Origin of the sequence: Nonomuraea sp. NPDC047529, from assembly GCF_040642995.1 — a bacterium.
Classification (GTDB): Bacteria; Actinomycetota; Actinomycetes; order Streptosporangiales; family Streptosporangiaceae; genus Nonomuraea.
In genome coordinates this window covers 215,008-224,951 of the sequence record NZ_JBEYTJ010000006.1, presented here as the reverse complement: position 1 = coordinate 224,951, position 9,944 = coordinate 215,008, and the positions used below count along the sequence as shown (strand labels likewise).

At 73.8% G+C, this 9,944-nt stretch carries 10 protein-coding genes; 4 read left to right on the top strand and 6 right to left on the bottom strand.

Going from position 1 to position 9,944, the window contains the following annotated elements:
- Window positions 1–152: 152 nt before the first annotated feature.
- The 3 genes from ABZ815_RS12655 to ABZ815_RS12645 all read left to right on the top strand — a co-directional run bounded on the left by ABZ815_RS12655 (window position 153) and on the right by ABZ815_RS12645 (window position 3,517).
- The gene (locus tag ABZ815_RS12655) at window positions 153–1,304 is read left to right on the top strand and encodes an IS701 family transposase (RefSeq protein ID WP_357697039.1); all 1,152 of its coding nucleotides are present in this window, start codon (window positions 153–155) and stop codon (window positions 1,302–1,304) included.
- Between the two features lie 35 nt (window positions 1,305–1,339).
- Window positions 1,340–2,452, top strand: coding sequence for a low temperature requirement protein A (locus tag ABZ815_RS12650; RefSeq protein WP_357697037.1), 1,113 nt, complete (start codon window positions 1,340–1,342; stop codon window positions 2,450–2,452).
- 90 nt (window positions 2,453–2,542) lie between these two features.
- Window positions 2,543–3,517: a hypothetical protein gene (locus ABZ815_RS12645; protein WP_357697035.1), complete on the top strand. Its 975-nt coding sequence runs from the start codon at window positions 2,543–2,545 to the stop codon at window positions 3,515–3,517.
- A gap of 71 nt (window positions 3,518–3,588) precedes the next feature.
- Here ABZ815_RS12645 and ABZ815_RS12640 read toward each other — a convergent pair whose 3' ends face one another.
- From ABZ815_RS12640 to ABZ815_RS12630, 3 genes are read right to left on the bottom strand one after another with little or no spacing between them, the layout of a single operon-like run.
- Window positions 3,589–4,923, bottom strand: coding sequence for a HAMP domain-containing sensor histidine kinase (locus tag ABZ815_RS12640; protein ID WP_357697033.1), 1,335 nt, complete (start codon window positions 4,921–4,923; stop codon window positions 3,589–3,591).
- Window positions 4,920–5,591: a response regulator transcription factor gene (locus tag ABZ815_RS12635; RefSeq protein ID WP_357697031.1), complete on the bottom strand. Its 672-nt coding sequence runs from the start codon at window positions 5,589–5,591 to the stop codon at window positions 4,920–4,922. Before ABZ815_RS12635 ends, ABZ815_RS12640 begins: the two co-directional genes overlap by 4 nt.
- 51 nt (window positions 5,592–5,642) lie before the next feature.
- Complete coding sequence (locus tag ABZ815_RS12630; RefSeq protein ID WP_357697028.1) at window positions 5,643–6,209, bottom strand: hypothetical protein; 567 nt, start codon at window positions 6,207–6,209, stop codon at window positions 5,643–5,645.
- A gap of 207 nt (window positions 6,210–6,416) precedes the next feature.
- On the opposite strand from ABZ815_RS12630, the gene ABZ815_RS12625 reads away from it, so the two are divergent.
- Window positions 6,417–7,292 carry a diacylglycerol kinase family protein gene (locus ABZ815_RS12625; RefSeq protein ID WP_357697027.1) on the top strand — a complete coding sequence of 292 codons (876 nt, stop codon included), beginning with the start codon at window positions 6,417–6,419 and terminating at the stop codon, window positions 7,290–7,292.
- A gap of 5 nt (window positions 7,293–7,297) precedes the next feature.
- Here ABZ815_RS12625 and atpB read toward each other — a convergent pair whose 3' ends face one another.
- From atpB to ABZ815_RS12610, 3 genes are all read right to left on the bottom strand, one after another.
- Complete coding sequence (gene atpB / locus ABZ815_RS12620; protein WP_357697025.1) at window positions 7,298–8,074, bottom strand: F0F1 ATP synthase subunit A; 777 nt, start codon at window positions 8,072–8,074, stop codon at window positions 7,298–7,300.
- A gap of 88 nt (window positions 8,075–8,162) precedes the next feature.
- On the bottom strand, window positions 8,163–8,756 hold the full coding sequence (locus tag ABZ815_RS12615; protein WP_357697023.1) for a response regulator transcription factor: 594 nt from the start codon (window positions 8,754–8,756) through the stop codon (window positions 8,163–8,165).
- Entirely contained in the window at window positions 8,753–9,937 is a 1,185-nt protein-coding gene (locus tag ABZ815_RS12610) for a sensor histidine kinase (protein WP_357697021.1), read from the bottom strand. Before ABZ815_RS12610 ends, ABZ815_RS12615 begins: the two co-directional genes overlap by 4 nt.
- Between the last annotated feature and the right edge of the window lie 7 nt (window positions 9,938–9,944).

The following is a 9,944-nucleotide window of genomic DNA, read 5'->3' as shown; positions in this document are numbered from 1 at the left end:
CTCCGGAGATGCCTCTCGGAGTACTCCCTTTAATACGCCTGGACAGCTCCGCTGCCACCTTGGTGTTACTCTCTTGTGCGCACTCGAACTTAACTGCGATCCTGACCGCGTTCGCCATTACGGATCTTCTCTAATGCAGGTGAGGGGCGGTCATGAGAGAACTCGCGGTGAACGAACGCGAAGAGTTCGCGGAATTCTTCGCGACGATATTCGGCTCGCTGCCGCGCTCCGACCAGCGTAGCGCGGCGGAGTCCTACGTGCTCGGCCTGCTGCACGCGGGCGGACGCAAGTCCATCCAGCGCATCGCCGACGAGGTGGGCGGCCCGCACAACGGCCAGTCGCTGCAGCAGTTCGTCAACCAGAGCCGCTGGGACCCGCGGCCGGTCCGCCGTACCGTCGCCGACGTGCTGTCGGCCGGCGCGCCCCCGGCCGCATGGCTGGTGGAGGAGGTGGCCTTCGCCAAGCACGGCCGCTGGTCGGCGGGCGTGGAGCGCCAGTACGTGCGCGGCCTCGGCCGTACGGTCAACTGCCAGGTGGGGGCGGCGGTGCTGATGAACTCCGGCGAGGCGTCCGTGCCGGTCAACTGGCGGCTGTGCCTGCCGCAGTCGTGGGAGGCCGACCACGACCGGCGGGCCAAGGCGCACGTGCCCGACCAGGAGCGCCACCGGCCCTTCGGCGAGCACGTGATCGACCTGGTCGACGACCTGACGCTCGACTGGGGCACGCCCGTCGCGCCGCTGGTGGCCGACTTCGCCCACGTCCGGGGCGCCGCCGACCTGGTGCGCGGCCTGGAGGACCGGGGCCTGGACTACGTGGTCGAGGTCGACGCCCGACACCGGGTCAAGGCCTCGATGAGCGTGGTGCGCGGGGGCGGCCCGCGGGCCCGCGTCACGCTGGCCGAGGCGGCGCAGGCCGCGGCCGGGCTGGAGCGGCGCACGGTGGCCTGGTGGGAGGGGCCGCGGGGGCGGTCGCTGCGCTCGCAGTTCGTCCTCCTGCCGGTCTCCGACGAGCAGGCGCGCTCGCGCCGGCTGCTGATCGAGTGGCCGCTCGGCCGGCCCCGGCCGCGCACGTTCTGGCTGACGAACATGTCCGCGCCGGCGCAGGAGCTGGTCGCGCTGGCCAAGTCCCGCTGGCGGGCCGCCCACGCCATCGCCGAGCTGGCCGACGGCTTCGGGCTGTTCGACTACGAGGGCCGTTCCTTCCACGGCTGGCACCACCACGTCACGCTGGCCTCGGCCGCCTACGCCTTCGACGTGCGCTGGCGGCTCGCGGCCGGCGCCGAGCCCGCGCTGCTGCCCGCGTGAGCACCCGTACGACGCACGAGGAGTCACACCGCTCGATGAAGCCGAAAGCAGACAAGCAAGTCACCTGGGTCGAGCTCTTCTTCGACCTGGTGTTCGTGTTCGCCGTCACCCAGCTGTCCGACCTGCTCCACCACGGCCACGGCTGGGGCAGCGTCGGGCAGGCCGTCGTCGTGCTGGTGCCGACGTATTGGGCCTGGGTGGGCATGGCGGTGCACGCCAACACCCGCGACGTCAACAACACCCCCGACCGGCTGGGCATCCTGGCGCTCAGCCTGTGCGGCCTGTTCATGGCGCTGGCCACCCCCCTGGCCTACGAGGAGCGCGGCCTGATGTTCGGCGCCGCCTACTTCGCCCAGCGCTCGCTGCTGGCCGTCCTGTACTTCCGCGGGCGGCCGTTCGAGCTGGTCAACCCCTTCACGCTCTCGGTGTGCGTGACCGGGCCGCTGCTGCTGGCCGGGGGCCTGCTCGACAGCGGCACCCGGGTGTGGGTCTGGGCCGCGGCCGCCGCCATCGACCTGGCCGCGCCGGTGCTCACCCGCAGCCACCTGGTACGCGTCACCTTCCACCCCCATCACTTACCCGAGCGGTTCGGCCTGTTGCTGATCATCGCGATGGGCGAGCCGATCCTGGCCATCGGCGCGCAGGCGTCGGCGGCGCGCCCGCTCGCCGTCGGCTCGATCACCGCGGTCGCCGCGACGTTCGTGCTGGCCTGCGCCCTGTGGTGGGTGTACTTCATCTTCGCCGCCGAGTCGCTGCCCAAGGCCCTGGACGAGGCCGTGATCCGCACCGACCTGATCCGGCGCGTCTTCTCCTACGGCCACCTGTCCTTCATCGGGTCGATCATGGCGATGGCGGTGGGCATGGCCGAGGTCGTCTCCCATCCCGGCCAGGTCTTCACCGCCCCCGTGACCGCGCTGCTGTTCGGCGGCTGCGCCCTGTACTTCGCGACGTTCTGCTACGCCCGCTGGCACATCTTCGGCAGATGGTCGGGGCCGCAGCTGGCCATGCCGGTGGCCATCCTGGCCGTCATCCCGATCGCGTTGCAGGCGCCGGCGCTGCTGTCCGTGGTCGTGCTGGCGCTCGTGGTGATGACGTTCAACTTCCTGGAACATTCGCGGGCCAGATCCGAGAGCGACGCCTTGACTTAGCGCGCGCTCTAACCGGCAGGGTATGGGCGGCGGCGCCGGTCGTACGGGCGCCCGCAGGACCGGAGCCGAGGTGGAGAACTGAGGAGCGTCATGAAGAATCCCGCTGTTCGAGTCGCGGTCGCCTACCTGGTGTCCGCGGTCGTCGGCGCCGTGATCATCGGCTCGTTCGTCGGCGCGCTGCACCACCCGGTTCCGCACGGGGTGCCGCTCGCCGTGGTGGGCCCCGACGCCGCCCGGCTGGAGCAGGCCGCGGCCGGGGCCGTCGACACGCGCCCGTACGCCGACGCGGCGGCCGCGCGGACGGCGGTGCTCCGGCGCGAGGTCGAGGCCGCCTACCTGGGCGGCGAGGGCCGCCTGCTGGTCGCGAGCGCCGGCGGCGACACCGCGGCCCCGCACTTCACCGCCCTGATGCAGCGTGCCGCCGGACGGCAGCTCGCCGTCGAGGACGTGCGCCCGCTGGCCGAGGGCGACTCCTCCGGCGTGTCCGGCATGTTCTACGTGCTGGGCCTGCTGCTGACGGCGCTGGCGACGACCGTGCTCACCATGCGCATGCAGCCGATGCTCAACCGGGGGCTGCGCCTGGCGGTGCTCGCGCTCGGCGCGGTGACCGGCGGCCTGGCGCTCACCTGGGTCGTGGACGGCCTGCTCGGCGCTCTCACCGGCGCCCCGCTCGGGCTCCTGGCCGTCTCCGGCGCGGTGATCTTCCTGGTCTCGGTCGCGGTGAACGGGCTGATGCGCCGCTTCGGGCCGCGCGGCGTGATCGCGGCGGCGGTGCTGTTCATCCCCATCGGCCTGCCGGCCAGCGGCGGCCCGTTCGGCGCCGCGTTCATCGAGCCCTGGTACGCCGCCCTCGGGTACGTGCTGCCCACCCGGTCGGCGCTCGAACTGGTGCGCAGCGTGGTCTACTTCGACGGCGCCGCCCTGGCCGTCCCGCTGACGGTGCTCGGTGTGTGGGCGGTGCTCGGCCTGGTCCTGATGGCTCTGCCGCCACGGCCGATGCCCCGCCCGGCCGCGCCCGCCGCGCCGGCGGTGCCCGCCGCCGGGGCCGCGCCCGCAGCCCACTGACCGGCCCCTCCTGGACCGGCGCGGCTGCGGGTGCGGGAGTCCGCGTCCGTGGTCGCGCCCTCATCGGGGTGTCAGGTGGCCGCCGGAAGCGCGAGGACCAGCCGTACGCCGGGCCGCAGCGGCTCGGCGCGGACCGATCCGGCGTGCGCCTCGGCGATCTGCCGGACGATGGCCAGGCCGAGCCCCGAACCCGGCAGGGAACGGGCCGACTCGGCGCGGTAGAACCGGTCGAACACGAACGGCAGGTCGTCGGGCGCGATGCCGGGCCCCTGGTCGGCCACCGACAACACGCCCGCCGCGTCCACCCGGACGAGCACCACGCCCCCGGGCGGGCTCCACTTGATCGCGTTGTCCACCAGGTTGGAGACCGCCCGCTCGATCGCGTCGGCGTCGGCCGTCACCAGGCACTCGGCCAGCTCGGCGCGCAGCCGTACGTGCGGGGCGCGGGCCGCGGCCCTGGCCAGCACGCGATCGGCCACCAGGTCGAGCCGCACGTCCTCCAGGTGCAGTTCGGCGTCGCCGTGCCTGGCCAGCTCGACCAGGTCGTTGACCAGCACCCGCAGCTCCTCGGCCTGCACGCGGGCCTCGTGCACCAGGGCCGGGGCCTGCGGGTCGGCCGTGCCGCGTCCCTCCTCCAGCAGTTCCAGGTTCGTGGTGAGGCTGGTCAGCGGCGTGCGCAGCTCGTGGGAGGCGTCGGCGACCAGGCGGCGCTGGGCCAGCACCGACTCGCGCAGCGCGTGCGTCATCGTGGTGAACGAGCCGGCCAGGCGGGCCACCTCGTCCCGTCCCGCGCCCATGCCGTCCAGGCCGTCGGCGGTGAGGGTGCCGGTGGCGGTGACCCGCTCGACCACCGCCGTCAGCCGGGCGACGGGCCGCAACGCCCGGCCGGCGAGCCAGCGCGCGCCCGCCGCCGCGACCAGCGCGCCGCCCAGGGTCAGCGCCGCCAGCAGCAGCTTCAGCCCGTTCAGGGTCTGCTCGTCCAGGTTCAGCGGGAACGCCGTCCGCACCAGGACGCCCTTGCCCAGGTTGAGCGGCGCGGTGTAGAGCCGGTAGCGCACGCCCTCGTAGGTCACGTCCCGGAAATAGGGGGGCAGCTTGCCGTACGCGACCGCCGCGTCCTGCTCGTCCAGCGGCACGAAGCCCTTGGTCGGGCCGGTCAGCAGCGGGTCGGGGCAGAACTGCAGCAGCGTGTTGCCCAGCGGGAGCGGCGTGGCCGGCAGCGGCGAGTCGGCGGTCTTCAGGGACTCCAGCAGCCGCGGCGCCTGCCCGGCCGCCAGCACCAGCTCGCCGTCGTGCTGCCCGGCGAGCCCCGCCGCGGTCGCCGGGTAGACCACCAGCGAGACCGCCACCAGCGCCGCGGCCACCACGGCGGCGACCGTCAGCGCGACCCTGGTACGCAGCCTCACGGCTCCTCCCGCAGCACGTACCCCAGGCCGCGGACGGTCTGGATCAGCCGCGGCTCTCCTCCGGCCTCCAGCTTGGCCCGCAGATAGCTGATGTAGACCCACAACGCGTTCGAGGACGGCCCGAAGTCGTACCCCCAGACCGAGTTGAAGATGACCTCGCGGCTGAGCACCCGGCCGGGGTTGCGCAGGAACACCTTCAGCAGCGTGTACTCGGTCCTGGTCAGGTCGAGCGGGCGGCCGCCGCGCGTGGCCCGGCAGGCGGCCGGGTCCAGCTCCAGGTCGGCGTGGCGGAGCAGCCCCTGCGCGGGCGCGCTGCGACGCAGCAGCGCGCGCAGCCGGGCCCGCAGTTCCTCCAGCGCGAACGGCTTGACCAAGTAGTCGTCGGCGCCCGCGTCCAGCCCCGCGACCCGGTCGCCGACCAGGTCGCGGGCGGTGGGCATGAGGATCGGGGTGCGGTCGCCGACGGCCCGCAGGCGGCGGCACACCTCCAGGCCGTCCAGGCCGGGCATCATGATGTCCAGCACGACCGCGTCCTGGCGGCCGCCGGTCGCCGCCTCCAGCGCGCGCAGGCCGTCGGCGGCGACGCTGACGTCGTAGCCCTCGCGGGTGAGCGCGTGGGTCAGGGAGCGGCGGACCGCCTCGTCGTCATCGGCAACAAGGACGTGCATGGTGCCACTCTCCCCTCCGCACCCCCGGCCGAGGAAGATCGATGACGGTCTTTATGCGGGCTCGGACTCGGCCAGCGAACGCTTGACGTTCCGCAGCGCCCGCTCCAGCCGGTCCGGCGTGACGCCGAGGTGCTCGGCCACCGCGCGGAACCCGGCCGAGCCCGGGTCCACCCGGCCCTCTTCCGACAGCGCGTCCAGTTCCTTGACGGCTCGCAGGGCGCGGTCGTGGGCGACGCCCAGCTCGGCCGCGAGAGCCTTGGCGATCGCCTCCTGGGAGATGCCGCGGTCCTTCTTGTCCCCCTTTCCCGGCTTACCGGGCTTGTCGGGCTTTCCGGGCTTGTCCGGGCCGCAGCCGGGCTTGCCGTCCCGGTGGCGATCCTCGCGGCCGGGCTTGCCGTCGCCGGGGTCCTTCCGCACGTCTCCGCTCTTCTCGTCCGCGGGGTCCTTCCGCACGTCCACGATTCTCTCGCCCGCGTGGGCCTTGGCCACGTCGGCGGGCGAGCAGGTCGCCGAGACCTGGGCACACGGGCCGGCCGCCGCGGCCGGCAGCGCTCCGGAGCCGGTCAGCGTCAGCGCCGCCGCCGTCCCGAGGGCCAGCGCGGTCTTTCGTGCGTTCATGTCGGTCGCCCTTCTGGCGGCCGGTCCCCAGTGGCCCGGCCCGCTGCGGGCAACTCAACCGCGACGACCTTCACCCCACCGTCGGGGAACCTTAGAAACGCCATAGAAGCGTCACGGCTCCACCACGAACGCCCCTGGCGGCGGGGAATTGTGCCGGGCCCCTGGGGAAGAGACCCATCCGCCCAGCGGAAGGGAAGGCGAGGACCCGTGAGACTTCTGGTGATCTGCAACCGGCAGGCCGGCGGCGTCGGCGAGGACGGCACCCGGGAGGTGCTGCGGCTGCTGCGGACGGAGGCCGACGTGCGGGTCTGCGACGGCGGCGCGGAGGAGGCCGCGCGCTCGCACGACGACCGGGTCCCGGTGGTGATGGGCGGCGACGGGAGCGTGCACGCGCTGGTCGCCGCGCTGCTGGAGCACGGTCGCCTGGACGCCGGCCCGATCGGCCTGATCCCCATGGGCACCGGCAACGACCTGGCCCGCACCCTGGGCATCCCGCTCGACCCGGCCGAGGCGGCCCGCGTCGTGCTGGCGGGGCACGAGCGGCCCGTCGACCTGCTGATCGACGACGACGGCGGGATCGTGGTCAACGCGGCCCACCTCGGCGTGGGCGCGCACGCCGCCGAGCGGGCCGCGCCGCTCAAACCGCTGCTGAGCCGGGCCGCGTACGCGGTGGGCGCGGTGCTGGCCGGCGCGGGGACGGGCGGCTGGCGGCTGCGGATCAGGGTGGACGGCGCCCAGGTGTGCACCGGCCGCCGCCGCGTGCTCATGGCCGGCGTCGGGAACGGCGCCACGATCGGCGGCGGCACCCCGCTGGCCCCGGCGGCCCGGCCCGACGACGGACTCGCCGACGTGGTGGTGTCCTACGCCACCGGACCGCTGGCGCGGCTGGCCTTCGCCACCGGCCTGCGCCGCGGCAAGCACCCCGACCGGCCCGACGTGCGCACCTACCGGGGCAGGCGGATCACCGTCGCGGGCGGTCCCGTCCCGGCCAGCGTGGACGGCGAGCTGGAGCAGGTGGCGGACCGGCGTACCTGGATCGTGCGGCCGGCCGCCTGGCGGGTCCTGGCGCCGCCCGCGGCCTGACCCGGTCAGTGCTCGGGGTGCAGGGACTGGCCCAGGTACATGGCGGTGAGCATGGTGAACAGGTACGCCTGCAGGAACATGACGAAGATCTCGAACGCGGTCAGCAGGCACGTCATGAACACGCCCAGCACGCCCACCGCCACGCCGCCCACGGTCGGCCGCTCCACCAGGAACCAGTAACCGACCGCGCTGAAGAAGGCCAGCAGCGTGTGCCCGGCGAACATGTTCGCGAACAGCCGCACGGCGTGGGTGAACGGCGCGGTGACGAAGATGTAGAACAGTTCGAGCGGCGCGTACAGGGTGATCGCCAGGGCCTTGGGCAGGCCCTCGGGGAACATGGCGTTCCTGAGGTAGCCGGCCAGGCCCTGGTGCCGGAAGCCCAGGTAGAGCTTGAGCACGTAGACCGCGCCGGCCAGCACCCAGGGGAAGGCGACGTGCGCGGTGACCGGGAACTGGAGCAGCGGGATCACGCCCATCACGTTCCAGAGCAGGATCAGCAGGAAGAGCGTGAGCAGCAACGGCATCCAGCGGTCGGCGTCCGCGCCCAGCGAGGGGCGGGCGATCTGGTCGCGGACGAACAGGTAGGCGTACTCGCCGGCGTTCTGCAGGCCGCGTGGCACCAGCCTGGGCCGGGAGAAAGCGCCCCAGGCCAGCGCGCACACCACGAGCACGCCGGCGACGGCCAGCAGCACCGGCTTGGTGAGCCAGAGCGGCGCGCCGTCCCACAGCGCGGGGTAGTCGAACAACTCCGGTCCGGGCGGGCGGAAGTCGTCGGAGGGCATGGCGAAGCTCCTCTGAGGGGTTGCGGGAACGTTCGGGGTTTCCCGAGGGGTGCGGGATCGCTTGAAAGGTTTCCCGAGGGTTGCGGATTCAGAGCCAGCCGCGGGACTCGGCCACGCGGACGGCCTCGGCTCGGTTGCGGGCGCCGGTCTTGGTGATCGCCGAGGACAGGTAGTTGCGGACGGTGCCCTCGGTGAGGAACAGCGTCCGGGCGATGTCGGCCACGGTGGCGCCACCGGAGGCGGTCCGCAGCACCTCGGCCTCGCGCTGGGTGAGCGGGCTCGGCCCGACGGTCAGGGCGGACACCGCCAGCTTGGGGTCGATCACCGTCTCCCCCGCCATCACCCGGCGCACGGCCGCGGTCAGCTCGGCCACCGGCGCGTCCTTGACGACGAACCCGCACACGCCCGCGTCGAGGGCGCGGCTGAGATAGCCGGGCCTGCCGAACGTGGTGACGATGACCACCCGATGGCCGCGCAGCCGTTCGGCGACCTCCAGGCCGGACATGCCGGGCATCTCGATGTCGAGCAGGACCACGTCGGGGCGGTGCTCGGCCACCGCTCGCTCGACCAGGTCGCCCCGGCCGACCTCGGCCACCACCTCGATGCCGTCCTCCAGGGCGAGCAACGCGGCCAGGCCGCCCCGGACGAGGTCCTGGTCGTCGGCGATGAGGACGCGGATCACGGCCCCTCCAAGGGAACTCGGGCGAGCAGACGGTAACCGCCGCCGGGCAGCGGCCCGGCCTCCAACCGACCACCGACGGCGGCGATCCGCTCGGCGAGCCCGGTCAGCCCATTGCCTCCGACGGCCCCCGCAAGCCCGGCACTGCCGGCCCCGGCAGCCTCAGCCCTGGTGGCTTCGGGGGCGGGGGTGGTGGCTGTGCCGTCGTCGCGGATCTCGACGGTGGCGGTGTGGCCGTCCACGCCGAGGTCGATGTGGCAGCGGTGGGCGCGGCTGTGGCGCACGACGTTCGTGGCGGCCTCCCTTACGGTCCAGGCGAGCAGCGTCTCAGCGGCCGCCGGGACGGGACCGCCCGCGGGCGAGATCTCCAGCCGGATCCCGGCCAGGTTCAGGCTGTGAGCGGCCGCGCGCAGCTCACCCGACAAGGAGGGGACACGACAGCCCGCCACGGCGTGGCGCACCTCGTCGAGCGCCTGGCGGGCGGCGCGTTCCACGTCGGCCATCTCGCGGGCGGCCCGTTCCGGGTCGGTACGGGCCAGCCGGGCGGCGAGCTGGCTCCTGATGGTGATCGAGGTCAGCGTGTGGCCGAGCGTGTCGTGCAGGTCGCGGGCGAAGCGCAGGCGTTCGTTGTCCACGGCGAGCCGGGCGACGTGGGCGCGGGCCGCGTCGAGCCGGGCGACCAACTCGCCCAGGTGCTTGATGCTCGCCACCGTCACCGCCTCGACCACGATCGCCAGGGGCACCCACCAGACCTGCCCGAACGGCCGCCCGTACGCCGTCAGCGAGACCACCACCACGACGATCGTCACCGCCGCCGACGCGGCGAAGGCGCCCCGCCCGAGGTAGGCCGACAGGGCGCTGACCACGTACACGAACGCGACGTAGGCCCACGGCGCCCGCAGCACCGGCAGCAGCGCCAGCGCCGCGGCCACCAGCCCCACCACCGGCCAGGTCAGCGTCGCCGCCCCCAGGGGGCTGAACACCCGCCACATGACCCGCAGCCAGCACGCCGCGAAGACCGCGACGCCGGCGACCACCCACACCGCCGCGAGCACGCCGGGGCGCGAGGAGAGGAACGACCACAGCGGCCACCCCAACAGCAGCAGCCACACGCACGACCCGGCGCGCGCCGCCACCCGTCCCCGGACGAACTCCAGCTCCCGCACCGCAGCGTCACCCGTCACAGGGCCC